The organism is Gibbsiella greigii, assembly GCF_039540155.1.
In the GTDB taxonomy this organism is placed as follows: Bacteria; Pseudomonadota; Gammaproteobacteria; order Enterobacterales; family Enterobacteriaceae; genus Gibbsiella; species Gibbsiella quercinecans.
In genome coordinates, this window is sequence record NZ_BAABEM010000048.1 from 24,920 (window position 1) to 50,047 (window position 25,128).

Below are 25,128 nucleotides of genomic sequence, written 5' to 3' on the forward strand. Positions count from 1 at the left end.
GTTTATTTGATAGCGCTATCACAAAATTCTATTATAAAAACTTGGTAGCGCTATCTTTGTGATGGTAGTCACGGCTGGTGATCAGTGCGTTGATTAAAGTTTTATCAGGTTGTGGCAGCCAACGGCGCTGGCCATGAAAATTTGCGCCACCGCTGGCGCCTGGTTTCCTAACCTACACAGATGTTCGGTTCCTTATTGGATGGCAAGGAGGGAGCGTGCTGAACGACTGGCTAAATAATGACACGATCCAACTGTGTGACCGCGTCGATGGCTGGCAACAGGCGGTGGCATTGAGCGCGCAGCCGCTGCTGCAGCGCGGGGCGATCACGCCGGATTACGTCACGGCGATTCTCCAGCAACATCGTCTGCTGGGGCCTTATTTTGTGTTGGCGCCCGGTATCGCCATGCCGCATGCCCGGCCGGAAGCAGGGGCGAAAGCGCTGGGGCTATCGTTATTAAAAATACACCAGGGGGTAAATTTTCACTCTGCGGATAATGATCCCGTCTATGTGGTGGTGATGTTGGCCGCGCCGGACAGCAATAGCCATATCGAGATTATTGCACAGCTTGCTGAACTATTTTCAAACAACGCGGCGATGGATGAATTATTCAACGCTAAAGATAAACAGCAAATTGAGGATATTATTTCCCACTATTAATACTTGTATTTTTCATGACGGTCTCCTTTATTTAACCGGGAACTATTCCGGCGGGGATCCCTTACATAAAAATCAGGCGGGTGAATATCATGAAAATAATGGCTATTTGTGGCTCCGGCCTCGGCAGCAGTTTTATGGTTGAAATGAATATAAAGAAAGTGTTGAAGAAACTGGGCGTAGAAGCCGAGGTGGAACATTCCGATTTATCTTCGGCCACGCCCGGTGCAGCCGATATTTTTGTGATGGCGAAAGATATCGCCGGTAGCGCCAGCGTTGCGCAAGAGCAACTGGTGGTGATCACCAATATTATTGATATCAATGAGCTGGAAACCAAGCTGCGTGCGTATTTTGAAGCACACTCTATTCTGTAACCAAAATAATTCGAGTTGCAGGGCAAAAACGCAAAAGCGTTTTGAACAACGCTAGCGCTGGCCCCGAAAGGGTGAGGCCGAATGGCTGAATCACGCGGCAAGGGAAGAAATCCCGATGAGCTTACACAGGTAAGTGATTCGGGTAACTGAGCGCAGCCAACATACCTGCAACTTGGCGTGTGACGGGTAATTAATCAGACTCAATGGCGAGGTGGATATGTTTATCCAGGAAACGCTTAAATTCGTGGTTGATATATTAAAGGTGCCCTCCGTACTGGTGGGTATTATTGCCCTTATCGGTTTGCTGGCACAACGGAAATCATTTTCTGATATCGTGAAGGGGACGGTAAAAACCATTCTTGGTTTTATTGTATTGGGCGGCGGCGCTACCGTATTGGTCAGTTCACTGAATCCGCTTGGCGGTATGTTCGAACATGCCTTCAATATTCAGGGGATCATTCCCAATAATGAAGCGATCGTCTCTATCGCCCTTGAAAAGTATGGTGCCTCCACGGCGTTGATTATGGCCTTCGGTATGGTGGCGAATATTGTGGTGGCGCGCTTTACTCGGCTGAAATATATATTTCTTACCGGCCACCATACTTTTTATATGGCCTGCATGATTGGCATTATCCTGACTGTCGCCGGGTTTGAGGGTTTTGCTCTGGTATTCACCGGTGCATTGTCGCTGGGGCTAGTGATGGCGTTCTTTCCAGCGATTGCGCAGCGCTATATGCGCCGTATCACCGGCAATGACGACATCGCTTTCGGCCATTTCGGCACCCTGGGCTATGTGCTATCAGGGTGGATTGGGGCGCGGATCGGCAAAAACTCGCGCTCGACTGAAGAGATGAACCTGCCTAAAAACCTGAGCTTCCTGCGCGACAGTTCGATTTCCATTTCGATAACGATGATCATTATCTACCTGATTATGGCGATCTGCGCCGGCCAGGATTATGTGGAAAGCCAGCTTAGCGCCGGGCAAAACTATCTGGTGTATTCGATCATCCAGGCCATTACCTTCGCCGCCGGGGTGTTCATCATCCTGCAAGGGGTGCGGTTGATTCTGGCCGAGATCGTCCCGGCCTTTACCGGTTTTTCGGAAAAGCTGGTGCCGAATGCGCGCCCGGCGCTGGATTGCCCGGTGGTTTACCCCTATGCGCCGAATGCGGTGCTGATTGGCTTCCTGTTTAGCTTTCTCGGCGGGTTGGTCGGGCTGTTTCTGCTTGGGCAAATGAAAATGGTGTTGATTTTGCCTGGCGTGGTGCCGCACTTCTTTACCGGCGCCACGGCTGGTGTGTTCGGCAATGCTACCGGCGGGCGCCGCGGCGCTATGTTGGGCGCGTTTGCCAACGGTTTGCTGATCACCTTCCTGCCGGTGCTGCTGTTGCCGGTGCTGGGCGCACTCGGCTTTGCCAATACCACCTTCTCCGATGCCGATTTCGGTGTGGTAGGCATTGTGCTGGGGAATATGGCGCGCTTCATGTCTAAAGAAATGATCATGGTGGCGATCGTGGCCATCTTTGCGCTGTTGGTCGCGCACAACTTCCTGGGCAAACGCGGAGGCGGTGCGGCTGCCAACGGCGTTGAAAAAGAGTGAGGGCGTTATGATGAGTTCTGTAACGGCAAATATCGAAGCAATGCGCGAACTGGCGCGCGTGATACGCCTGGAAACGTTGAAGGCGCTGACCGGGCTGGGGTTTGGCCACTATGGCGGGTGTATGTCGGTGGTGGAAACCCTGGCGGTGTTATATGGCGGGGTGATGCGCATCAATCCGGCGCAGCCGGGTTGGCCCGCGCGTGATGATTTTGTGCTGTCGAAAGGGCATGCCGGCCCGGCGCTCTACAGCACGCTGGCGATCAAGGGCTATTTCCCGCGGGAGATGCTGAAAACCCTCAATCAGAACGGCACCCGGCTGCCCAGCCACCCGGATCGCCTGCGCACGCCCGGTGTGGATGCGACCACCGGCTCGCTGGGGCAGGGGGTGTCGATTGCCGCTGGAATGGCGCTGTCGCATCGCCTGGCCGGGCGCGATAACCGGGTATTCAGCATCCTTGGCGATGGCGAGCTGAACGAGGGGCAGTGTTGGGAGGCGTTCCAGTTCATTGCTCACCATAACCTCAATAATCTGACGCTGTTTATTGATTACAACAAACAGCAGTTGGATGGCGATTTGGACGAAGTGATCAAACCTTTCGATCTGGCCGCCAAATTCCGCGCCTTTGGCTTTGAGGTTTCCACCGTGAAAGGCGACGATATTATCGCTATTCACGCTGTGGCGGCGCCGGTGCGCGGCGGGGAGCAGCGGCCGCTGATGGTGATCCTCGACAGCATCAAGGGGCAGGGCGTGCCCTACCTGGAACAGATGAAGAACTCGCACCACCTGCGCCTGACGCCGGAGATTAAGCGGGAGATCGAAAAAACCATCGCTGAACTGGAGGCCGCTCATGGATAACGTCGTTACGCCGTTGGAAAAAGACAGCATAGAGATGCGTAAGGTGTACGCCGGCGAAGTGCGCCGGCAAATAGAAGCCGGCCAGCCGATCATTGCGCTGGAGGCCGATCTGATGAGCTCCATGGCGATGGACGGCGTGCAGCGGGATTACCCGCAGCACGTGATTAACTGCGGCATTATGGAAGCGAACGTGATTGGCGTTGCCGCCGGCTTGTCGTTGACCGGGCGCGTGCCGTTCGTTCATACCTTCACGGCGTTCGCCAGCCGCCGCTGTTTTGATCAACTGTTTATGTCTCTGGACTACCAGCGCAACAACGTCAAGGTGATTGCCTCGGATGCCGGCGTGACCGCCTGCCATAACGGCGGCACCCATATGTCTTTCGAAGACATGGGTATCGTGCGTGGGTTGGCGAATTCCGTGGTGCTGGAGGTGACGGACGCCACCATGTTTAAAGACATCTTGCAGCAGCTCATGGCGCTGGAGGGGTTTTACTGGGTGCGTACCATTCGCAAGCAGGCAACGCGTATCTATCAAGACGGGGCCCGTTTTACCCTCGGCAAGGGGAACCTGCTGCGCGATGGCAGCGATATTACGCTGATTGCCAACGGCATCATGGTGGCGGAAGCGCTGCAGGCGGCGCAGATACTGGCGCAAAACGGCATCAGTGCGGCGGTGATCGATATGTTCACCTTGAAACCAATCGATCGGAACATTATCCAGACCTATGCAGCGAAAACCGGGCGTATCGTGACCTGTGAAAACCACAGTATTCATAACGGCCTGGGATCGGCGGTGGCGGAAGTGTTGGTGGAAACCTGCCCGGTGCCGATGCGGCGGGTGGGGGTGAAAGAGCGTTATGGCCAGGTGGGAACGCAGGACTTCCTGCAACAGGAGTATGGTTTGACCGCGGAGCACATCGTTGAGGCGGCCAACCAACTGTTGCCAGGCTAAGCCCGGCATTGGTGTAAACCGCCCTCTCCCTGCGGGAAGAGGGCGGCTTGCAGCCCTTACGCTTTGGCTGCCAGTTTTTCTGCCTGTGCGGCTTGAATCGCCGTCAGCGCCACGGTATAGACGATGTCGTCAACCAGTGCGCCACGGGACAGGTCGTTAACCGGCTTGCGCATACCCTGCAGCATCGGCCCGATAGACACCAGGTTTGCTGAGCGCTGTACCGCTTTGTAGGTGGTATTACCGGTGTTCAGATCCGGGAAGATGAACACGGTAGCCTGGCCTGCAACCGGTGAGTTCGGCGCTTTGGATTTGGCAACGTCGGCCATGATTGCGGCGTCATACTGCAGTGGGCCGTCGATGATCAGATCCGGGCGTTTTTCCTGCGCCAGGCGGGTGGCTTCGCGCACTTTATCAACGTCGCTGCCGGCGCCGGAGTTGCCGGTAGAGTAAGAGATCATCGCTACACGTGGCTCGATACCGAACGCTGCGGCGGAATCTGCAGACTGGATCGCAATTTCAGACAGCTGTTCGGCGGTCGGATCTGGGTTGATCGCGCAGTCGCCGTAGACCAGCACCTGATCCGGCAGCAGCATGAAGAACACGGAAGACACCAGCGAGCTGCCCGGCGCGGTTTTGATCAACTGCAGCGGTGGGCGGATGGTGTTGGCGGTGGTGTGAACCGCGCCGGATACCAGGCCGTCCACTTCGCTTTTTTCCAGCATCAGGGTGCCGAGCACCACGTTGTCTTCCAGTTGCTCGCGGGCAACCACTTCGGTCATGCCCTTGCTCTTGCGCAGTTCAACCAGGCGCGGCACGTAGTTTTCACGCACCTGTACCGGATCGACAATCTCAATCCCTTTGCCCAGTTCAACGCCTTGCGCGGCGGCGACGCGCTGAATTTCATCCGGGTTGCCCAGCAGCACGCAGTGGGCGATGCCACGTTCGGCGCAGATGGCGGCCGCTTTCACGGTGCGTGGTTCGTCGCCTTCCGGCAGGACGATGCGTTTGCCGGCCTGGCGCGCCAGTTCGGTCAGCTCGTAACGGAATGCCGGTGGTGACAGGCGGCGTGAACGCTCAGAGGTGGCGGTCAGCGTGTCGATCCAGGCGCTGCTGATGTGGCTGGCCACGTAGTTCTGGACTTTCTCAACGCGCTGATGATCATCCGGCGGCACTTCCAGGTTGAAGCTTTGCAGGCTCAGCGAGGTTTGCCAGGTGTTGGTGTCGACCATTAGCACCGGCAGGCCGGTTTCAAAGGCGCGTTCACAGAGTTTTTTGATGGCGCCGTCGATTTCGTAGCCGCCCGTCAGCAGCAGTGCGCCGATCTCAACGCCGTTCATCGCCGCCAGACAGGCGGAAACCAGCACGTCCGGGCGGTCTGCAGAGGTTACCAGCAGGGAACCGGGGCGGAAGTGTTCCAGCATGTGTGGGATGCTGCGCGCGCAGAACGTCACGGACTTCACGCGGCGGGTCATGATGTCGCCTTCGTTGATCACGCGCGCATTCAGGTGGCGTGCCATATCAATCGCGCGGGTGGCGATCAGATCGAAGCTCCACGGGATGCAGCCCAGCACCGGCAGCGGGCTGTTAGCGAACAGTTGCGCGGGATCGACGTTGGCCACGTTGGCCTTGCTGGAATCATCGAAGATTTCAGACAGATCGGGGCGGGTGCGGCCCTGTTCGTCAACCGGCGCGTTCAGTTTGTTGATGATAACGCCGGTGATGTTTTTGTTTTTGCTGCCGCCAAAGCTGCTGCGCGCCAGTTCGATGCGCTCGGTCAGCTGTGCCGGGGAGTCATTGCCCAACGCCAGCACGAAGACGATTTCGGCATTCAGGGTTTTGGCGATTTCATAGTTCAGCGCGTTGGCGAACTGGTGTTTACGGGTCGGCACCAGGCCTTCGATCAGCACCACTTCGGCGTCTTTGGTGTTCTCGTGGTAGCGCGCTACGATCTCTTCCATCAACTCGTCCTGCTGGTTGCTGCTCAGCAGGCTTTCAACGTAGCTCATGCGCAGCGGTTCGGCCGCTGGGATGCTGGAGTTGCTGCGGATGATGGTGGTGGTTTGATCAAGCGTATCGGCGCCGCTGCGTGGCTGCGCGATAGGTTTGAATACGCTCAGACGAACGCCTTTTTGCTCCATGGAGCGAATGACGCCCAGGCTGACGCTGGTCAGGCCGACGCTGGTGCCGGTAGGGATCAACATGATTATACGTGACACAGAATAGTCCTCTTCACGGGTTTATTCGGCATGGCTACGCGGGGAAAAAACGCCCACCGGCCAATGCAAGTCCTGAAACAGCACCGCCAGCGGTTTGAGGCGGCTGGCGGTGCTGGGGGATTAAGCGGTCAGACGGTTGGCGTCTTGCGCGATGACCAATTCTTCATTGGTCGGGATGACCAGCGCCAGGCGGCTGCCATCTTTGGTGATCGCACCAGCGTTGCCGAAGCGGGCCGCCATGTTGCGTTCGTGGTCCACTTCAAAGCCCATCAGGCCCAGTTTGTTCAGCGTCAGTTCGCGCACCATACCGGCGTTTTCACCTATACCGCCGGTGAAGATGACCGCATCCAGGCGGCCTTCCATCAGCGCGCCATAGGCACCGATGTATTTGGCCAGACGGTGGCAGAAGACATCCATCGCACGCTTAGCGTCTTCTTTGCTGGCGTAGTTGTCTTCAACGTAACGGCAATCGCTGGTGACTTCGGTCAGGCCCAGCAGGCCGGATTCTTTGGTCAGCAGCTTGTTGATCTGGTCGATGCTCATGCCCAGCGTGTCGTGCAGGTGGAAGATGATTGCCGGATCGATATCGCCGCTGCGGGTACCCATCACCAGGCCTTCCAGCGGGGTCAGCCCCATGGAGGTATCAACACACTTACCGTTGCGCACAGCCGTAACCGAACCGCCGTTGCCGAGGTGACAAGTGATCAGGTTAACCTCTTCAACCGGCTTGTTCAGCATTTTCGCGGCTTCCTGAGTCACGTAGAAGTGACTGGTGCCGTGAGCGCCGTAACGGCGCACGCCGTGTTCGCGGTATAGGCTGTAAGGCAGAGCATACAGGTAAGATTCTTCCGGCATGGTTTGATGGAACGCGGTGTCGAACACGGCAACGTTCTTATCGGCCAGTTTAGGGAAAGATTTCAGCGCTTCGGCAATGCCGATCAGGTGAGCTGGGTTGTGCAGTGGTGCAAAAGGTACGGAATCTTTGATACCCTGAAGCACTTCGTCATTGATCACCGCAGAGGCCGTGAATTTTTCACCGCCGTGCACGATACGGTGACCGATAGCCGTCAGATTGGCGGACAGCTCAGGTTTTTGGGCCAGGATCGTGTTAACAATGAAGTTGAGCGCTTCGCTGTGTGCCGCACCGGCACCCAATGCCGCTTCCTGCTTGCTACCGTCCATTTTCCACTTGATGCGGGCTTCTGGCAGGTGGAAACACTCGGCCAAGCCAGAGAGGTGTTCTTCACCGTTGGTTGCATCAATAATGGCGAACTTCAGGGAAGAACTGCCGCAGTTAAGAACCAGTACTAGCTTACTCGACATGGAAGTACCTACTTAATAGTTTGTGTTGTTAAAGGGAGACCCAAAACAATGGTGAATAAACCGTCAATCAGACAACAAGCGTAGCGCAGAGTGCCGTTGACATTTATGATTAACATCATGTGGGTGAAGCAAAGCACATGATGATGGAAAAACCGGAGATTTCTCTGCGGTTTAAATAATCTACGTTTTTATTGGGCTAAACGTTGGCGATAAAAAAGCCATCTTTTAACCGGCCAAAAGGCCGGCTTAGCATACCGATAGCCTGCGGCAAACACAAAATAAATTTAAAGCTTCAAATTTTTTAGTAGTGACGCAGACTGAACAGACATTTTTAACCGTGAAATTGAGGTAGCCATGACAAGTAAACCGTCCGGTTCTGTAAGCTGGTTTCAGGTATTCCAGCGCGGGCAGCACTACATGAAAACCTGGCCGGCGGATAAGCGTCTGGCGCCTGTCTTTCCGGAAAATCGCGTTTCGCGCGCGACGCAGTTTGCCGTGCGCTTCATGCCGCCGCTGGCGATCTTTACCCTGACCTGGCAGATTGCCCTCGGCGGGCAACTGGGCCCGGCCATCGCCACCGCATTGTTCGCCTGTAGCCTGCCGATGCAGGGGCTGTGGTGGTTGGGGCGCCGCGCGATCACGCCGCTGCCGCCAACGTTGCTGCAATGGTTCCATGAGGTGCGCAATAAGCTGGCCGAAGCCGGGCAAGCCGTGGCGCCGATCGAAGGGCCGCCGACCTATCAATCGCTGGCGGATTTGCTCAAGCGTGCGTTTAAACAGTTGGATAAAACCTTCCTCGATGACCTTTGAGATCAAAACAGGCTGTTTCTTCGAACAGTCTGTTTATTGATCTTGCCCAAGAACCCCACGTTAAATCAAAAAATGAGCGAGTTGTCATTTCCCCTTTTCTTGCGCTGTGCGATGCTTGCGCCATTATTCAGCACCGAGGAAAAAATGATGGAAATGACGAATGCCCAGCGCCTGATTCTGTCTAATCAGTACAAAATGATGTCGATGCTTGATCCAGACAATGCGGAGCGCTATCGCCGCTTGCAAACCATTATTGAACGCGGTTTTGGCTTACAGTTGCGTGAGCTGGATCGGGATTTTGGTGAAATGAGCGAAGAGGTGTGCCGTACGATTATCAATATTATGGAAATGCACCATGCGCTTCAGGTTTCATGGGAAAACCTCAAGGATAAACAGGGTGTTGAACCGCGTCGTTTGGAATTCCTCGGTTTTGATGCGGCCACGGAGGCACGTTATTTGAGCTACGTGCGTTTTCTGGTCAACACAGAAGGGCGTTATACTCACTTTGATTCCGGCAGCCACGGCTTTAATGCCCAAACCAAGATGTGGGAAAAATACCAGCGCATGCTGGCCATTTGGCTTTCTTGCCCACGCCAGTATCACTTGAGCGCTGTGGAGATCGCGCAAATCATCAATGCCTGAGTATACAAAGAGGTTTTCTGTGGAGTGTAAGGGTTTTCTATTTGATCTTGATGGAACGTTGGTGGATTCATTACCTGTTGTAGAGCGCGCCTGGAGCAATTGGGCCAAAGGCCGCGGCCTTGATGTGCAGGAGGTGTTGGGTTTTATTCATGGTAAACAGGCGATCACGTCGCTGCGCCATTTTATGCCGGGCGCCAGCGAAGCGGAAATTCAGCATGAACACGCGGTGCTTGAGCAGGTGGAAGCGCAGGATACCGATGGCGTCCATGCGTTGCCGGGGGCGGCAGCGCTGCTGGCGCGTTTGAATACGCTTGATATCCCGTGGGCGATCGTCACCTCCGGCTCGGTTCCCGTCGCCACTTCGCGGCTGGCCGCCAGCGGGCTGCCGCGCCCGGCGGTGTTTATCACCGCAGAGCAGGTGCAGCGCGGCAAACCAGAGCCAGATCCCTATCTGCTGGGCGCTAAACGGCTGGGCCTGGCGCCGCAGGCGTGTGTGGTGGTGGAAGACGCTGCGGCCGGTATCCTTTCCGGGCTGGCGGCCGGCTGCCAGGTGATCGCGGTGAATGCGCCGGCGGACGCGCCAAAGTTGGATCAGGTCGCGCTGGCGTTGTCTTCGCTGGCGCAGTTACAGGTTGGCAAGCTGGCGCAGGGCGCGCGTATCGATGTGGCGCGCTGAGCAGCGCTTATCGGCAATCTGTAGACAAATTGATTGTACCCCGCATTTGCGGGGTTTTTTTATGCTATTTTTTAGGCCTTTGGATCACGATCATATGGGTACGCTGTGAACGGTGAATTACTGTGGGTATTGAGTTTATTGCTGGTGGCCATTGTATTGTTCACCACGAATAAACTACGTATGGACGTGGTGGCGTTATTGGTTATCGTCGCTTTTGTGCTGAGCGGCACATTGACCTTGCAGGAGGCCATGGCGGGTTTTAGCGATCCCAACGTGATTCTGATCGCGGCCCTGTTCGTGATTGGTGAGGGGCTGGTGCGTACCGGCGTGGCTTACCAGGTGGGGGACTGGCTGGTCAAGGTGGCCGGCAGCAGCGAAACCAAAATGCTGGCGTTGTTGATGGCGACGGTGGCGGGCCTGGGGGCGTTTATGAGCTCTACTGGCGTGGTGGCGATCTTCATCCCGGTGGTGTTGAGCGTCGCGGCGCGGATGAAAACTGCGCCCGGCAGGTTGATGATGCCGTTGAGCTTTGCCGGCCTGATCAGCGGCATGATGACGCTGGTGGCAACGCCGCCGAATATGGTGGTGAACAGTGAGCTGGTGCGTGAAGGTGCCCACGGCTTTGGTTTTTTCGATTTTACGCCGGTGGGCGTGCTGGTGCTGCTGTTGGGTATCGGCTATATGCTGATAGCGCGCCGTTGGCTGGGCAATGATGATGGGGAAAGCACGCGCGTAACCTGGCAGCGGCGCACCTTTCGCGATTTGATCCGTGATTACAAGCTGAGCGGCCGTGCGCGCCGTTTGGCGATCCGCAGCGGTTCGCCGCTGGTCGGCCATTCGCTGGATGAACTGCACCTGCGCGCTCGCTATGGGGCGAACGTAGTCGGGATCGAACGCTGGAAGCGCTTTCGGCGTGTGATGATCAGCGCTTCCGGCAGTACTGAACTGCGCGAGCGCGACGTGTTGCTGATCGATATGTCGGACAGCGATGTCGATCTGCGCCAGTTCTGTAGCGAACAATTGTTGGAGCCGATGGTGCTGCGTGGGGATTACTTTTCCGAGCAGGCGCGCAATGTGGGCATGGCGGAGGTATCGCTGATCCCGGATTCTGCCCTGTTGGGCAAAAGCCTGCGCGAAGCGGTATTCCGCACCCGCTACGATCTGAATGTGGTGGGCATTCGCCGCAACGGCGAGGCGCTGGCGGGCAAACTGGTGGATGAGCCGTTGCAGTTTGGCGATATTTTGCTGGTGATTGGCGACTGGCGGGCGATCCGCCAACTGCAGGCCGAAACCCACGACTTTATCGTGCTCAACCTGCCGGCGGAAGTGGACGAAGTCGCGCCGGCCATCACCCAGGCGCCGCATGCCTTGTTTTGCCTGGCGCTGATGGTGGCGATGATGCTGACCGATGAAATCCCCAACCCGATTGCGGCGCTGATCGCCTGTTTACTGATGGGGCAGTTCCGCTGCATTGATATGGAGAGCGCCTATAAATCCATCCACTGGCCCAGCGTGATCCTGATCGTGGGGATGATGCCCTTTGCCCAGGCGCTGCAAAAAACCGGCGGGGTGGATCTGATCGTCCATGGGCTGATGGACGTGGCCGGCAGCATGGGGCCGCGGGTGATGCTGGTGTGCCTGTTTGTGCTGTGCGCCACCATTGGCCTGTTTATCTCCAACACCGCCACGGCGGTGTTGATGGCGCCGATCGCCATTGCCGCCGCGCGGGAAATGGGCGTCTCCCCGTATCCGTTCGCCATGATTATCGCCATTGCGGCATCGGCGGCATTTATGACGCCGGTTTCCTCGCCGGTCAACACCTTGGTGCTGGGGCCGGGCAACTACAAGTTCGGTGATTTTGTGCGAATGGGCGTGCCTTTTACCCTGTTGGTGATGCTGGTCAGCGTGGTGGTGGTGCCGTGGCTGTACGGCTTTTAACGGCTGGCCCGGCGGCGTGCCGGGCAGAAGGTGGGTTACAGCGGCGAATCCAGGCTGATTTCGTCCAGCGAGAGGCTGAAGCTTGGGATGAACACCGCCATGAAGTAATCCATTTCCGGGCTGTTGCGCTGCTGTAAGGTTTTCTCCAGGCGCGCTTTGGCCAGTTTGAATTCATTATTGCCGGCAGACAGTTCCTCCAGGCACTTCAGGTAGGCGCACAGCGCATCCGCTTGCTTGACCAGATATTGTTCATCTTCGGTGTAATAGCTGGTGTCGAGGATCGGCCGGAAATCATCCTGAAATTCCGCCGGGATCATATCCAGCAGCTTTTGCTGGGCGATTTTTTCGATCTTCTTATATTCATGGGCAATCTGCGGGTTGTAGTACTTGATCGGCGTGGGCATGTCGCCGGTGAGCACTTCACTGGCATCGTGGTACATCGCCAGCAGCGCCACGCGCTCCGCGTTCAGGTTGCCATTAAACTTACGATTTTTAATCACCGTCAACGCATGGGCGACGAAGGCCACCTGCAGGCTGTGCTCGGAGACATTTTCGGTACGTACGTTACGCATCAGCGGCCAGCGGCTAATCAGTTTCAGGCGTGACAGGTGGGCAAAGAAATGGCTCTGGCTCATGGTGCTCTCTTTATAACGGCAAGTGAGAGCTACATTGTGGGCAGTAGGGGCGGGTTATGCAAATCCTGCGGTGCGATCGGGCTCGGATAAGGGGCGCAGTGCCTGCGCCCCTGTGCGGAGTTATAGCTGGCGGTAGTGTTCCAGGAAACGCCCCAGTTTGCCGACGGCCATTTCCAGATCGTCAACGCGCGGCAGGGTGACAATGCGTACGTGATCCGGGTAAGGCCAGTTGAAGGCGCTGCCCTGCACCAGCAGCACTTTCTCCTGCAGCAGCAGATCCAGCACCATTTTCTGGTCGTCGTGGATGTTAAAGCGCTTGGCATCGATACGCGGGAACATATACAGCGCCCCCTGGGGTTTCACGCACGAGACACCGGGGATGTCGTTAAGCAATTCCCAAGTGCGGTTGCGCTGTTCATACAGGCGGCCGCCTGGCTGAATGAATTCGCTGATGCTCTGATAGCCGCCCAGCGCCGTCTGGATGGCGTGCTGCATCGGGACGTTGGCGCACAGGCGCATTGAGGCCAGCATTTCCAGCCCTTCAATGTAACCTTTGGCGTGTTTTTTCGGCCCGTTGAGCACCATCCAGCCCTGACGGAAGCCCGCGACGCGATAGGTCTTGGACAGCCCGTTAAAGGTGACGGTGAGTAAATCCGGCGCCAATGCGGCGATCGAGTGGTGTTCCGCTTCATCGTAGAGGATCTTGTCGTAGATCTCGTCGGCGAAGATGATCAGGTTGTGCTCGCGGGCAATATCGACGATCTGTTCCAGCAGCGCCTTGCTGTAAACCGCGCCGGTTGGGTTGTTCGGGTTGATGATCACGATGCCGCGGGTACGTGGGGTGATCTTGCTGCGGATATCGTCCAGATCGGGGAACCAGCCGGCCTGTTCATCGCACAGATAGTGCACTGCATTGCCGCTGGAAAGCGAAACCGCGGCGGTCCACAGCGGATAATCGGGCGCCGGCACCAGCATCTCGTCACCACTGTTGAGCAGCGCTTGCATCGACTGGACGATCAATTCAGAAACGCCGTTGCCGATATAGATATCTTCCACGGTCACTTCACGCATGCCACGCGCCTGGTAGTGCTGCATGATCGCCTTACGGGCGGAATACAGCCCCTTGGAATCGCAGTAGCCCTGCGCCGTAGGCAGGTTGCGGATCACGTCGACCAAGATTTCATCCGGGGCTTCAAAGCCGAAAGGCGCGGGGTTGCCGATGTTCAGTTTGAGGACTTTGTTGCCTTCTTCTTCAAGGCGTTTTGCTTCTTTAAGCACCGGACCGCGAATGTCATAACAAACGTTGTCCAGTTTGCTGGATTTCTCAATGGGGGACATAGAATGTTGAGCCTTATTACTGGAAGCGGGGGCTCCTACCGTGGAACTCCGCAATCCGCACAATGTACTCCTGCCGCCGGTGCTTTTGAAGAGTTCCAAGTACCTTCGACGTAAAAAATCTGCCAAAAGGGCGACTGTAGCGATGATACGTCTGAATGAATTTATTTTATGGTTATAATCACCAATCTTACGCCGTTTTTTAGTTGTTTTCTGCGGCGTTGCTGGTATGGCGGGCTGGCAGCGGCGGTATAGTCCTCGCTGGCAAAGTATGAGAGAATGCTTAATTACATTAATATAATTTAACTATTTAGAGTTATATTAATTGCGGTAGATGCTATCGTACGCCGGGGCGTAAACGGTTATTTATTGCGTCGGCGGCGGTTGGCCGGCCGTTAGGGCGATTTCTTGCCTGTTGTCGCTGCCTGAAGAATCTCTGTCGGTGCGGCGATTATCCGGTTTTTGGCGCGGTTGAGCACGAATAGCGTGGAAAAATGGGCAGACATCTACGTAAAATCCTTTTGATAACGTATTGTTAATGGTTTTGAGCGTGTATGTATCGGCATTTGATAAGTAATATCGATATGTTTTAGCGTAAAAGGCGATGGAGGTAACGAAATATAAGTAATTTTTTTGCCCTCCACTTATGAGTGGGGTACTGTCATATCTGGCACCGTCCTTTTAAACGGTGTCTTAGAAATACACCAGGGTAGTTTTATAAATTAATAGAATTCAAAAAGTGAAGAATACACTATGACAAATGCAAATCGTCCGATACTTAATCTCGACCTCGATCTGCTAAGGACATTTGTGGCTGTTGCTGATTTAAATACTTTTGCCGCCGCGGCCGTCGCCGTGTGCCGAACTCAGTCAGCAGTCAGTCAACAAATGCAGCGGTTAGAGCAATTGGTTGGCAAGGAACTGTTTGCCCGCCATGGCCGTAACAAGTTGTTGACCGAACACGGCATTCAGCTTCTTGGTTATGCCAGGAAAATCCTGCGCTTTAACGATGAAGCCTGTGCCTCATTGATGTACAACAATATCAAGGGTGTCCTGACGATTGGCGCGTCTGATGATACTGCCGATACCATCCTGCCTTTTTTGCTCAGCCGCGTGACGTCTGTCTATCCCAAGCTGGCGATTGATGTGCGGGTGAAACGCAGCCCGTTTATGATCGATATGCTGAAAACCGGTGAGGTTGATCTGGCCATCACCACCGTTGATGCCGAAGGGCACCCACATATTGTGCTGCGCACGTCGCCGACGCTGTGGTATTGCTCTGCGGATTACCGCTATCAACAAGGCGAGCCGATTCCGCTGGTCGTGCTTGATGAACCCAGCCCGTTCCGCGCTATGGCGATCAAGCATCTGGATGAAGCCGGCATCCCTTGGCGCATCGCCTATGTGGCCTCTACGCTTTCTGCCGTGCGAGCGGCGTGCAAGGCTGGCCTGGGCGTAACGGCCCGGCCGATCGAAATGATGAGCCCAGATCTGCGCGTGCTGGGTTCCTCCGAAGGGTTGCCGCCGTTGCCGGATACGCAGTATGTATTGTGCAAGGACACGCAGTGTGAGAATGAACTGGCAATGGCCATTTTCCGCGCGGTGCAAAATGGTAACGATAGCTATAGCTTCACCAGTGCCGACGCGGGCAACAAGGATGATAGCGGCGCCGCCGATGCGCAGGAGTAACACCCGATTTATTTTCTGGTAACACATTGCCGTGATTACGCGAATGCCAGCCGGGGTAAAACCGGCTGGCATTTTTTATGCCTATAACCCCATTTCCCGCCTGCCGTCTGCCTGCCCGCAAAATTCCCCGTCCGTGGTGTTAATCGCCTGTTCCTTTTGTTTTTCATTCATGAGACAAGCAAGTAAAATCCTAGAGTTAATGTGGTTATTTTGCTATTTTCATTCGCGGCATCGCGTTGGGCGAAAATTGATAAGCATTGCCAATGCCTTGTACGGCAAAGGCTGTTTTTTTGCTGGAAACGTGTCTTGGATCAAAAAAATACCCCTAGGTAGTGAGTGGAAACACCGGAGTTTCCTGAGAAAATGTTAGACTAAAACCTGAATATTAATGTTGGTTTATTACCGTTGGCTGCTATACGGCCGTTGACTGACACGATTTAGCCTAACCAAGACGCATTAAGTGTTAATAAATTGCTATATATGTGAATTAACGTGAGGAATCTTTTGTTAAAGTTGACAAAAGGTTATAAAAAGGAGTAAAAAAACCACATTAAAATCACTGTCTAATGTGATCTAAATGCAGTTTTTTATTGTGGTTATTTATCCTTCCCTTGAATCGATGCGGTGCGCTAGCTGCCAGCCATAAGAGCAGGATGTCTGACACCGCTTTTGATGAGTAAGCAAAGAGTATGTCAACAACCACTGAAGTTATCGCCCATCACTGGGCGTTTGCCGTATTTCTTGTCGTAGCTATCGGGCTATGCGGCCTCATGCTGCTGGGGGCATTTTTCCTCGGCGGAAGAGCCAGGGCCCGTGCCAAAAACACCCCTTATGAATCAGGGATCGACTCCGTCGGGTCGGCGCGTTTGCGCCTTTCCGCCAAGTTTTACCTGGTCGCCATGTTCTTCGTTATTTTCGACGTTGAAGCCTTATACCTGTACGCCTGGTCGGTCTCTATCCGTGAGAGCGGCTGGTTGGGTTTTGTCGAAGCCACCATCTTCATTCTGGTGCTTTTGGCCGGGCTGTTTTATCTGGTGCGCATCGGCGCGCTGGACTGGACGCCGGCGCGTTCCAAGCGTCAGGTCAAGCCAGGCACCATTACTAACACCAACAGTCATCCGCAGTAACAGCGAGGCATTAACATGGACTATACGCTCACCCGCATAGACCCGAACGGTGAGAATGACCGTTACCCCCTGCAAAAGCAGGAGATCGTCAGCGATCCTCTGGAGCAACAGGTTCACCGTACGGTTTACATGGGTAAACTCGAGCATGCGTTGCACGACATGGTGAACTGGGGGCGTAAAAACTCTCTTTGGCCTTATAACTTCGGCCTTTCTTGTTGCTATGTGGAAATGGTGACCTCCTTTACTGCCGTTCACGACGTGGCGCGCTTCGGCGCTGAAGTGCTGCGCGCCTCTCCGCGCCAGGCGGACTTCATGGTGGTGGCCGGTACCTGCTTTACCAAGATGGCGCCGGTTATTCAGCGCCTGTATGAGCAGATGCTGGAGCCGAAATGGGTGATCTCCATGGGCGCTTGCGCCAACTCCGGCGGCATGTACGACATTTATTCCGTGGTGCAGGGCGTCGACAAATTCCTGCCGGTTGACGTGTATATCCCCGGTTGCCCGCCGCGCCCGGAGGCCTATATGCAGGCGCTGCTGCTGCTGCAGGAATCTATCGGTAAAGAACGCCGCCCGTTGTCATGGGTGGTCGGCGATCAGGGCGTGTACCGCGCCAATATGCAGTCTGAAAGGGAACGTAAGCACGGCGAACGTATCGCGGTGACTAACCTTCGCACGCCCGACGAGATTTAAGCGTGCGGATGAATGCCGACCTTGTTGCGCTGGTTCGGTAACCAAGAGCAGTTAAGCTTGCAATAAAAATGACCATTTAACGTGGTGAAAAAATTATGACAGATTTAACGACGCATGACGCCCAAACTGCCCGGCCTGTATGGGAAACCCGCGATCATCTTGATGATCCTGTGATTGGCGAACTGCGCAACCGTTTTGGGCCGGAAGCCTTTACTGTTCAGCCCACCCGCACCGGCATACCCGTGGTATGGGTGAAAGTTGAACAGCTGCTGGAAGTAATGACGTTTTTAAGAAAACTGCCGAAGCCGTACGTTATGCTGTTCGATCTGCACGGCATGGACGAGCGCCTGCGTACCCACCGCCAGGGCTTGCCGGCGGCGGACTTCTCCGTTTTCTATCATTTGATCTCCATCGATCGCAACCGCGACATCATGCTGAAAGTGGCGCTGTCGGAAAAGCATCTGCATGTGCCCACCGTGACCCAAATCTTCCCCAACGCCAACTGGTATGAGCGTGAAACCTGGGAGATGTTTGGCATTACCTTTGACGGCCACCCGCACCTGACGCGCATCATGATGCCGAAGACCTGGGAAGGCCATCCGTTACGCAAAGACTACCCGGCGCGTGCCACGGAATTCGATCCCTTTGTGTTGACCAAACAGAAAGAAGATCTGGAAATGGAGGCCTTGACCTTCAAACCGGAAGAGTGGGGCATGAAGCGCGGCACCGAGAACGAGGATTTTATGTTCCTTAACCTCGGCCCTAACCACCCGTCCTCGCACGGCGCGTTCCGAATCATCCTCCAGTTGGACGGTGAAGACATCGTCGACTGCGTGCCGGATATCGGCTACCACCACCGCGGCGCGGAGAAAATGGGCGAGCGCCAGTCGTGGCACAGCTACATTCCCTATACCGATCGCATCGAATACCTGGGCGGCTGCGTCAACGAAATGCCGTACGTGCTGGCGGTTGAGAAGCTGGCCGGTATCGTGGTGCCGGATCGCGTCAACACCATTCGCGTGATGTTGTCGGAGTTGTTCCGTATCAACAGCCACTTGCTGTACATCAGCACCTTTATCCAGGATGTCGGCGCAATGACCCCGGTGTTCTTCGCCTTTACCGATCGCCAGAAAATCTACGATCTGGTGGAAGCGATCACCGGGTTCCGTATGCACCCGGCCTGGTTCCGTATCGGCGGCGTGGCGCACGATCTGCCGAAAGGCTGGGATCGCCTGCTGCGTGATTTCCTCGATTGGATGCCGAAGCGCCTGGATTCCTACGTGAAGGCGGCGTTGCAGAACAGCATTCTCAAGGGCCGTTCCATCGGCGTGGCTTCCTACAACGCCCAAGAGGCGTTGGCCTGGGGCGTGACAGGCGCTGGCCTGCGCGCGACCGGTATTTCCTTCGACGTGCGCAAATGGCGGCCTTATTCCGGCTATGAAAACTTCGATTTTGACGTACCGATCGGCGACGGCAACAGCGATTGCTACACCCGCGTCATGTTGAAAGTGGAAGAGCTGCGCCAAAGCCTGCGTATTCTTGAACAGTGCCTGAACAACATGCCGGAAGGGCCGTTCAAGGCCGATCATCCGTTGACGACGCCGCCGCCGAAAGAGCGCACGCTGCAGCACATTGAAACGCTGATTACCCACTTCCTGCAGGTTTCCTGGGGGCCGGTGATGCCGGCGAACGAATCATTCCAGATGGTTGAAGCCACGAAAGGGATCAACAGCTACTACCTGACCAGCGACGGCAGCACCATGAGCTATCGCACCCGGGTACGCACGCCGAGCTTTGCGCATTTGCAGCAAATCCCAGCGGTGATCCGCGGCAGCCTGGTTTCCGACCTGATCGTTTATCTGGGTAGTATCGATTTTGTCATGTCAGATGTGGACCGCTAACTATGCACTCTCAAAAAGACACTCACGTGAGTCACGATGCGCCAGAGCCGATTGATGCCGCGCCTTTGCCGCACGGCGCCGAGGCCTTTGAGCTGAGCGCTGAAGAACGTGATGCGATAGAGCAGGAAAAGCACCATTACGAAGATCCGCGCGCCGCGTCGATTGAAGCCTTGAAGATCGTGCAGAAAAAACACGGTTGGGTGCCGGACGGCGCGATATACGCCATCGCCGATGTGCTGGGTATCCCGGCCAGCGATGTCGAAGGCGTGGCCACGTTTTATAGCCAGATTTTCCGCCAGCCGGTGGGGCGCCACGTCATTCGCTACTGCGACAGCGTGGTTTGCCACATCAACGGTTATCAGGGCATTCAGGCCGCGCTGGAGAAAAAGCTCAACATCAAGCCAGGGCAAACCACCTTTGACGGCCGGTTTACGCTGCTGCCGACCTGCTGCCTGGGGAACTGCGACAAAGGCCCGAATATGATGATCGATGAGGATACCCATGCTCATCTGACGCCGGAAAACGTGGTCGAACTATTGGAGCGGTATAAATGATTGATATCAAACGTACTGCCGAAATGCACCCGCTGACCTGGCGGCTGCGCGACGATCACCAGCCGGTGTGGTTGGATGAGTACCGCAGCAAAAACGGTTATGCCGGGGCGGAAAAAGCGCTCAAGGGCCTGGCGCCGGAAGAGATCGTCAATCAGGTGAAAGACGCCGGCCTGAAAGGCCGCGGTGGCGCAGGGTTCTCCACCGGCCTGAAATGGAGCCTGATGCCGAAAGACGAATCCATGAACATCCGTTACCTGCTGTGTAACGCTGATGAAATGGAGCCGGGCACCTATAAAGACCGTCTGCTGATGGAGCAACTGCCGCACCTGTTAGTGGAAGGTATGTTGATCTCCGCCTTCGCGCTGAAGGCCTACCGCGGCTACATCTTCCTGCGCGGTGAATACGTGCAGGCGGCTAAACACCTGCGCCGTGCCATCGCCGAAGCCACCGAAGCGGGCTTCCTAGGCAAAAACATCTTGGGCAGCGGCTTTGATCTGGAGCTGTTTGTGCACACCGGCGCCGGCCGTTACATCTGCGGCGAAGAAACCGCGCTGATCAACTCGCTGGAAGGGCGCCGCGCCAACCCGCGCTCCAAACCGCCGTTCCCGGCCTCTGCCGGCGTGTGGGGCAAACCGACCTGCGTCAACAACGTAGAAACCCTGTGCAACGTGCCGGCTATCCTGGCCAACGGCGTGGAGTGGTACCAGGGGATTTCCGCCGGCAAAAGCAACGATGCCGGTACCAAGCTGATGGGGTTCTCCGGCCGGGTGAAAAACCCCGGCGTCTGGGAACTGCCGTTTGGCACCACAGCGCGCGAAATTCTGGAAGATTACGCCGGCGGCATGCGTGACGGCCTGAAGTTCAAAGCCTGGCAGCCGGGCGGCGCCGGCACCGACTTCCTGACGGCGGATCACCTCGATTTACCAATGGATTTCGAGCACATCGGCAAAGCCGGCAGCCGTCTGGGGACGGCGTTGGCCATGGCGGTGGATCACGAAATCGGCATGGTATCGCTGGTGCGTAATCTGGAAGAGTTTTTCGCCCGTGAATCCTGCGGCTGGTGTACGCCGTGCCGCGACGGCCTGCCGTGGAGCGTCAAGATCCTGCGGGCGCTGGAAAAAGGCGAAGGGCAACCCGGGGATATCGAAACCCTTGAGCAGCTTTGCCGCTTCCTGGGCCCGGGCAAAACCTTCTGCGCCCACGCGCCAGGTGCCGTAGAGCCACTGCAAAGCGCAATTAAATATTTCCGTGACGAGTTTGAAGCGGGTATCGCCGTGCAGCACTTTAGCAATGCACATGCGATCGGCGGTATTCAGCCGAACAACTTGCTGAAGCAACGCTGGTAAACAGCCGCTTCCGGGCGCGCTGAGCGCGCCTTGCACGGCCGAATTTTTGATTAACGCCTGTCGTAAGGCAGGCCACTTGGAAGCATGCTGACTATGGCTACGATTCATGTAGACGGCAAAGAATACGATGTCGACGGAGCAGACAACCTGTTGCAGGCTTGTCTCTCTCTCGGCCTTGATATTCCTTACTTTTGCTGGCACCCGGCGCTCGGCAGCGTCGGCGCTTGCCGCCAATGTGCGGTGAAGCAATATCAAAACGCGGAAGATACGCGCGGCCGTTTGGTGATGTCCTGTATGACGCCGGCAGCCGATGGCACCTTTATTTCCATCGACGATGCCGAAGCGAAACAGTTCCGTGAAAGCGTGGTTGAGTGGCTGATGACCAACCACCCGCACGATTGCCCGGTGTGTGAAGAGGGCGGCAACTGCCACCTGCAGGATATGACGGTGATGACCGGGCACAGTTTCCGCCGTTATCGCTTTACCAAACGCACCCACCAGAACCAGGAACTGGGGCCGTTCATTTCCCATGAAATGAACCGTTGTATCGCCTGTTACCGCTGCGTGCGCTATTACAAAGATTATGCCGACGGCACGGATTTTGGCGTTTACGGCGCCCACGACAACGTCTACTTCGGCCGCCCGGAAAGCGGCGTGCTGGAAAGCGAATTTTCCGGCAACCTGGTGGAAGTGTGCCCGACCGGCGTGTTCACCGACAAAACCCATTCCGAACGCTACAACCGCAAGTGGGACATGCAGTTTGCGCCTAGCATCTGCCAGCAGTGCAGCATCGGCTGCAATACCAGCCCGGGCGAGCGCTATGGCGAGTTGCGCCGCATCGAAAACCGCTACAACGGCAGCGTTAACCACTACTTCCTGTGCGATCGCGGGCGTTTCGGTTACGGCTACGTCAACCTGAAAGACCGCCCGCGCCAGCCGCAGCAGCGCCGCGGCGAAGATTGGATCACGCTGAACGCCGAGCAGGCGATGCAGGGGGCAGCAGACATTCTGCGCCAGGCGAAGAAGACCATCGGTATCGGCTCGCCGCGCGCTAGCCTGGAAAGCAACTTCGCGCTGCGTGAACTGGTCGGGGCGGAAAACTTCTACACCGGTATCGCCAGCGCCGAACAGCGCCGGCTGGCGCTGATGCTGAACGTGCTGCAAAACAGCGGCGTTTATACCCCAGCCCTGCGCGAAATCGAAAGCTACGACGCCGTGCTGATCCTGGGCGAAGATCTGACCCAAACCGGCGCGCGCATCGCGCTGGCGGTTCGCCAGGCAGTGAAAGGCAAAGCCCGGGCGATGGCGGCGGCGCAGCGCGTCGCCGACTGGCAGATTGCGGCGGTGCAGAACATCGGCCAGCACGCCAAACACCCGCTGTTCGTCACCAACGTGGATAACACCCGTCTGGACGACATTGCGGCCTGGAACTACCGGGCGCCGGTGGATGAGCAGGCCCGGCTGGGCTTCGCCATCGCCCATGCGCTGGATTCGGCGGCACCGGCCGTCAGCGATCTGGCCGCCGGGTTGGACAAGAAAATCGACGTTATCGTGCAGGCGCTGGCCGGTGCGCAGAAACCGCTGATCGTGACCGGCAGCAACGCCGGCAGCGAAGCGATTATCGAAGCCGCCGCCAATATTGCCAAAGCGCTGAAAGGGCGCGGGGTTGATGTTGGCATCACCTTCGTCGCCAGCGCCGCCAACAGTATGGGCCTGGCTATGATGGGCGGCGGGGCGCTTGACGACGCGTTGGCGCTGCTGGCCGACGGCCGCGCCGATACGGCGATCGTGATGGAAAACGATCTGTACCGCCATGCGCCAAGGGCAAAGGTGGATGCCGCGTTGGCGCAGGTCAATAACCTGATCGTGGTCGATCATCAACGCACCGCTATTATGGAAAAGGCCGATTTAATCCTGTCTGCGGCCAGCTTTGCCGAAAGCGACGGCACCCTGATTAACCAGGAAGGCCGCGCTCAACGCTTCTTCCAGGTGTACGATCCCGCCTACTACGACGATGCCGGGAAAAACGTGCACAGCATCATGCTGGAAAGCTGGCGCTGGCTGCACTCGCTGCATTCCACCTATACCAGCCGCCAGGTCGACTGGACGCAGCTCGATCATGTGATCGATGCCTGCGCCGAGGCGCTGCCGCAGTTGAAAGGTATTGTAGATGCCGCGCCGGACGCCACGTTCCGTATTCGCGGCCAGAAGTTGGCGCGTTCACCGCACCGTTACAGCGGCCGCACGGCGATGCGCGCGAATATCAGCGTGCACGAGCCGCGCCAGCCGCAGGATAAAGACACGATGTTTGCTTTCTCGATGGAAGGGAACAACAGCCCGCTGGCCGATCGCCAGCAGATCCCATTCGCCTGGGCGCCAGGTTGGAACTCACCGCAAGCCTGGAACAAATTCCAGGCCGAAGTGGGCGGCAAGCTGCTCCATGGCGATCCAGGCGTGCGGCTGATTGAAGCGGGGGAGGGCAGCCTGGATTACTTCACCCAGGTGCCGGCCGCTTTCAACGCCGAGGGTTGGCGCGTGGCGCCGTATTACCACCTGTTCGGCAGCGACGAAATGTCGCAGCGTTCACCGGTGATTCAGCAGCGTATGCCGCAGGCCTACGTGGCGGTTAATCCGGCGGATGCGGCACAACTGGGCGTTAACGCCGGCGCGATGGTGGAATTTAACTGTGCCGGCCAGCAATTGCGCCTGCCGGTACGCCTGAGCGAAGGCTTGGCGCCGGGCCAGCTTGGCCTGCCGCTGGGGCTGCCGGGGATCCCGCCGGTGCTGGTGGGGACGAAGGTTGAAAATCTGCGGGAGGCGGCACGATGAGCTGGTTAACCCCTGAGGTGATCGCCATTCTGATCGCCATCCTGAAAGCGGTAGTCATTCTGTTGGTCGTGGTGACCTGCGGGGCATTCATGAGCTTTGGCGAACGCCGTCTGCTCGGTCTGTTCCAGAACCGTTACGGGCCAAACCGTGTCGGTTGGGGCGGTTCCCTGCAGCTGGTCGCCGACATGATCAAAATGTTCTTCAAAGAGGATTGGGTGCCGGCGTTCTCTGACCGGGTGATTTTCACCCTGGCGCCGATGATCGCCTTCACCTCGTTGTTGCTGTCGTTTGCCATTGTGCCGGTCAGCCCGACCTGGGCGGTGTCCGATCTTAACATCGGTATTTTGTTCTTCCTGATGATGGCGGGCCTGGCGGTGTATGCCGTGCTGTTTGCCGGCTGGTCAAGCAACAACAAATACTCGTTGTTGGGGGCAATGCGTGCTTCGGCGCAAACCCTGAGCTATGAGGTGTTCATCGGGCTGTCGCTGATGGGCGTGGTGGCGCAGGCCGGTTCCTTCAATATGCAGGCGATCGTGGAATCACAGGCGCACCTGTGGAATGTGATCCCGCAGTTCTTCGGCTTTCTGACCTTTGCCATCGCCGGTGTTGCGGTGTGCCACCGCCACCCGTTCGACCAACCGGAAGCGGAACAGGAGCTGGCGGACGGTTACCATATTGAATATTCCGGCATGAAGTTCGGCCTGTTCTTCGTCGGGGAATACATCGGTATCGTGACCGTTTCAGCCCTGATTGTGACGCTGTTCTTTGGCGGCTGGCATGGCCCGTTCCTGCCGCCGTTTATCTGGTTTGCGCTGAAAACAGCGTTCTTCATGATGATGTTCATTCTGATCCGCGCCGCGCTGCCGCGCCCGCGCTATGACCAGGTGATGGCCTTCGGCTGGAAGATCTGCCTGCCGCTGACGCTGCTGAACCTGCTGGCGACCGCCGCGGTCATTTTGTATAACGCGAATTAAAGGGG

General features: G+C 56.5%; 21 protein-coding genes. 17 read left to right on the top strand and 4 right to left on the bottom strand.

Going from position 1 to position 25,128, the window contains the following annotated elements:
• Positions 1 to 215: 215 nt before the first annotated feature.
• The 5 genes from AC559G_RS20500 to AC559G_RS20520 all read left to right on the top strand — a co-directional run bounded on the left by AC559G_RS20500 (position 216) and on the right by AC559G_RS20520 (position 4,438).
• On the top strand, positions 216 to 659 hold the full coding sequence (locus AC559G_RS20500) for a PTS sugar transporter subunit IIA (RefSeq protein ID WP_498914328.1): 444 nt from the start codon (positions 216 to 218) through the stop codon (positions 657 to 659).
• An 89-nt stretch (positions 660 to 748) separates the two neighbouring features.
• A complete protein-coding gene (locus AC559G_RS20505; protein WP_438598391.1) occupies positions 749 to 1,030 on the top strand; it encodes a PTS sugar transporter subunit IIB in 282 nt (93 codons plus the stop codon).
• A 217-nt stretch (positions 1,031 to 1,247) separates the two neighbouring features.
• Positions 1,248 to 2,630 (top strand): PTS ascorbate transporter subunit IIC, encoded by a 1,383-nt coding sequence (locus AC559G_RS20510; protein WP_438598392.1) that lies wholly within the window; start codon positions 1,248 to 1,250, stop codon positions 2,628 to 2,630.
• Positions 2,631 to 2,637: 7 nt separating this feature from the next.
• Positions 2,638 to 3,486 carry a transketolase gene (locus AC559G_RS20515; RefSeq protein WP_498914331.1) on the top strand — a complete coding sequence of 283 codons (849 nt, stop codon included), beginning with the start codon at positions 2,638 to 2,640 and terminating at the stop codon, positions 3,484 to 3,486.
• On the top strand, positions 3,479 to 4,438 hold the full coding sequence (locus AC559G_RS20520) for a transketolase family protein (RefSeq protein ID WP_498914333.1): 960 nt from the start codon (positions 3,479 to 3,481) through the stop codon (positions 4,436 to 4,438). The genes AC559G_RS20515 and AC559G_RS20520 overlap by 8 nt, the downstream gene beginning before the upstream one ends.
• A gap of 56 nt (positions 4,439 to 4,494) precedes the next feature.
• Here AC559G_RS20520 and pta read toward each other — a convergent pair whose 3' ends face one another.
• On the bottom strand, positions 4,495 to 6,654 hold the full coding sequence (pta, locus tag AC559G_RS20525) for a phosphate acetyltransferase (protein WP_498914335.1): 2,160 nt from the start codon (positions 6,652 to 6,654) through the stop codon (positions 4,495 to 4,497).
• Between the two features lie 120 nt (positions 6,655 to 6,774).
• A complete protein-coding gene (ackA, locus tag AC559G_RS20530) occupies positions 6,775 to 7,977 on the bottom strand; it encodes an acetate kinase (RefSeq protein ID WP_498914336.1) in 1,203 nt (400 codons plus the stop codon).
• A gap of 354 nt (positions 7,978 to 8,331) precedes the next feature.
• Here ackA and yfbV point away from each other — a divergent pair, with 354 nt between their 5' ends.
• The 4 genes from yfbV (at position 8,332) to AC559G_RS20550 (ending at position 12,043) form a co-directional block, all read left to right on the top strand.
• On the top strand, positions 8,332 to 8,787 hold the full coding sequence (gene yfbV, locus AC559G_RS20535) for a terminus macrodomain insulation protein YfbV (RefSeq protein WP_438598397.1): 456 nt from the start codon (positions 8,332 to 8,334) through the stop codon (positions 8,785 to 8,787).
• Positions 8,788 to 8,934: 147 nt separating this feature from the next.
• Positions 8,935 to 9,429 carry a YfbU family protein gene (locus tag AC559G_RS20540; protein ID WP_095849120.1) on the top strand — a complete coding sequence of 165 codons (495 nt, stop codon included), beginning with the start codon at positions 8,935 to 8,937 and terminating at the stop codon, positions 9,427 to 9,429.
• A 19-nt stretch (positions 9,430 to 9,448) separates the two neighbouring features.
• A complete protein-coding gene (locus AC559G_RS20545) occupies positions 9,449 to 10,105 on the top strand; it encodes a sugar phosphatase (RefSeq protein WP_498914339.1) in 657 nt (218 codons plus the stop codon).
• A 105-nt stretch (positions 10,106 to 10,210) separates the two neighbouring features.
• Complete coding sequence (locus tag AC559G_RS20550) at positions 10,211 to 12,043, top strand: SLC13 family permease (RefSeq protein ID WP_498914341.1); 1,833 nt, start codon at positions 10,211 to 10,213, stop codon at positions 12,041 to 12,043.
• 35 nt (positions 12,044 to 12,078) lie between these two features.
• On the opposite strand, the gene yfbR is transcribed toward AC559G_RS20550, so the two are convergent.
• Together yfbR and AC559G_RS20560 are read right to left on the bottom strand one after the other, a co-directional pair.
• Positions 12,079 to 12,678: a 5'-deoxynucleotidase gene (yfbR, locus tag AC559G_RS20555; RefSeq protein ID WP_095847973.1), complete on the bottom strand. Its 600-nt coding sequence runs from the start codon at positions 12,676 to 12,678 to the stop codon at positions 12,079 to 12,081.
• Between the two features lie 120 nt (positions 12,679 to 12,798).
• The gene (locus AC559G_RS20560; RefSeq protein ID WP_095847974.1) at positions 12,799 to 14,016 is read right to left on the bottom strand and encodes a pyridoxal phosphate-dependent aminotransferase; all 1,218 of its coding nucleotides are present in this window, start codon (positions 14,014 to 14,016) and stop codon (positions 12,799 to 12,801) included.
• Between the two features lie 750 nt (positions 14,017 to 14,766).
• Between AC559G_RS20560 and lrhA the strand changes: the two genes are divergently transcribed.
• The 8 genes from lrhA (at position 14,767) to nuoH (ending at position 25,123) form a co-directional block, all read left to right on the top strand.
• Complete coding sequence (lrhA, locus tag AC559G_RS20565) at positions 14,767 to 15,702, top strand: transcriptional regulator LrhA (protein ID WP_438598400.1); 936 nt, start codon at positions 14,767 to 14,769, stop codon at positions 15,700 to 15,702.
• A gap of 689 nt (positions 15,703 to 16,391) precedes the next feature.
• On the top strand, positions 16,392 to 16,829 hold the full coding sequence (locus AC559G_RS20570; RefSeq protein WP_438598401.1) for an NADH-quinone oxidoreductase subunit A: 438 nt from the start codon (positions 16,392 to 16,394) through the stop codon (positions 16,827 to 16,829).
• Between the two features lie 15 nt (positions 16,830 to 16,844).
• The gene (locus AC559G_RS20575; protein ID WP_095847977.1) at positions 16,845 to 17,519 is read left to right on the top strand and encodes a NuoB/complex I 20 kDa subunit family protein; all 675 of its coding nucleotides are present in this window, start codon (positions 16,845 to 16,847) and stop codon (positions 17,517 to 17,519) included.
• Between the two features lie 95 nt (positions 17,520 to 17,614).
• Positions 17,615 to 19,420, top strand: coding sequence for an NADH-quinone oxidoreductase subunit C/D (nuoC, locus tag AC559G_RS20580; protein WP_438598402.1), 1,806 nt, complete (start codon positions 17,615 to 17,617; stop codon positions 19,418 to 19,420).
• A gap of 2 nt (positions 19,421 to 19,422) precedes the next feature.
• Complete coding sequence (nuoE, locus tag AC559G_RS20585; RefSeq protein ID WP_438598403.1) at positions 19,423 to 19,974, top strand: NADH-quinone oxidoreductase subunit NuoE; 552 nt, start codon at positions 19,423 to 19,425, stop codon at positions 19,972 to 19,974.
• On the top strand, positions 19,971 to 21,320 hold the full coding sequence (gene nuoF, locus AC559G_RS20590) for an NADH-quinone oxidoreductase subunit NuoF (protein WP_438598404.1): 1,350 nt from the start codon (positions 19,971 to 19,973) through the stop codon (positions 21,318 to 21,320). Before nuoE ends, nuoF begins: the two co-directional genes overlap by 4 nt.
• 93 nt (positions 21,321 to 21,413) lie before the next feature.
• Positions 21,414 to 24,149, top strand: coding sequence for an NADH-quinone oxidoreductase subunit G (nuoG, locus tag AC559G_RS20595; RefSeq protein WP_498914345.1), 2,736 nt, complete (start codon positions 21,414 to 21,416; stop codon positions 24,147 to 24,149).
• The gene (gene nuoH, locus AC559G_RS20600; protein ID WP_095847980.1) at positions 24,146 to 25,123 is read left to right on the top strand and encodes an NADH-quinone oxidoreductase subunit NuoH; all 978 of its coding nucleotides are present in this window, start codon (positions 24,146 to 24,148) and stop codon (positions 25,121 to 25,123) included. Before nuoG ends, nuoH begins: the two co-directional genes overlap by 4 nt.
• The last annotated feature ends 5 nt before the right edge of the window (positions 25,124 to 25,128 follow it).